Annotated in this window: 2 protein-coding genes; one reads left to right on the plus strand and one right to left on the minus strand. The window is 62.9% G+C overall.

All coding sequences use genetic code 11. The features are described 5' to 3' along the window. Window positions 1-383, plus strand: a 383-nt coding sequence (locus tag MJD61_06190) for a hypothetical protein (protein ID MCG8554864.1), incomplete at its 5' end; no start/stop codon positions are given. On the opposite strand, the gene MJD61_06195 is transcribed toward MJD61_06190, so the two are convergent. Continuing rightward, window positions 380-1065: SMP-30/gluconolactonase/LRE family protein (locus MJD61_06195; protein ID MCG8554865.1), on the minus strand; the 686-nt coding region annotated here is incomplete at its 5' end. The two genes, MJD61_06190 and MJD61_06195, sit on opposite strands and share 4 nt — an antisense overlap.

Consider the following 1065-nt stretch of genomic DNA (forward strand, 5'->3'; position numbering starts at 1 on the left):
GAATCGTCATGGGAGTACTGCTGGGAGCGGGTGTGGTGCTCAACACGGGCGACGATACCAATGTGCAGGTCCTGAGCGGAACCGTTAACAGCGTCGATCACGAAGGGGCTGCCATCGGCTTCGAGCAGGATGGCAGCAACACCGGCGAAGGCTACGTGGTTGCAGGCGCACGATGGCGGGGCTTTGACGGAACCTGGCACGACGGGCGCGACCCGGAAACGGGCCATCCCACATGCCTTGAGCCGCAGAGCTCAGGCCAGAGAGTCCGGCTAGGTGTTGTAGACGCCAGAAGCGGCGAGGGTCCGTCAGGACCGGTCGTCGCATGGCTTCAGTGCCTCACTCCAGCCACCGAGCGCTGGGCTGCCGCGGGACGCTCCGGCTAGAACCTGCGAGCCGGATACGCGAGGTGGCCTGTCATGCCGGTGTTCGTGACCCGATAGACGAAGCCAGTGGCGAACGTGACGTAAAGGTCGCCAAGCGATCCGCCGCCGAATGTGCAGTTCGTTGGAGACTCGGCAGGCGTGCGGTGCGTCTCCTTCACGAGTCCCGAAGGATCAAAGACGTAGATCATCGAGCCCGGTCCGGAGTTCGGACTGCCTGCGGTCGCAACGATCAGTCCCTCTGTTGTCAGGGTCATGCCGTCGATGCCGCGGTTCTCACCGAAGCTGAACAGTTGCTCGCCAGGGCCGAGCGTGCCGTTCTCCAGCACCGGATATGCCCGGAGCTCTCGAGGTATTCCGGTTGAGTGTGTGCTGTCTGCGACGTAGAGAGTCTTCTCATCGCGGGAGAGCAGCACGCCGTTCGGCTTGGCCGTGTCGAAGGTGACGCGGGTCACGCTCCATGCTCCGCCGAAGCTGTGCTCCGCCATGTAGATCGATTCGTGCGGCAGATTGTTTGGCTCGTTGCTGTAGTTCGGGTCGGAGAAGTAGACGCGACCGCTGGCTGAGACTGCGATGTCGTTCGGCCAGTTGAGCGTTTCGTTGTTGTATGCGGCGGCGATGACCTCTGGCTCCGCATTCGGGTCGTTGCCATTGATCTTCGTCACGCGGTGCGCGTCGCCTTCGC

Source organism: Pseudomonadota bacterium, assembly GCA_022361155.1.
Taxonomy (GTDB): Bacteria; Myxococcota_A; Polyangia; order Polyangiales; family JAKSBK01; genus JAKSBK01.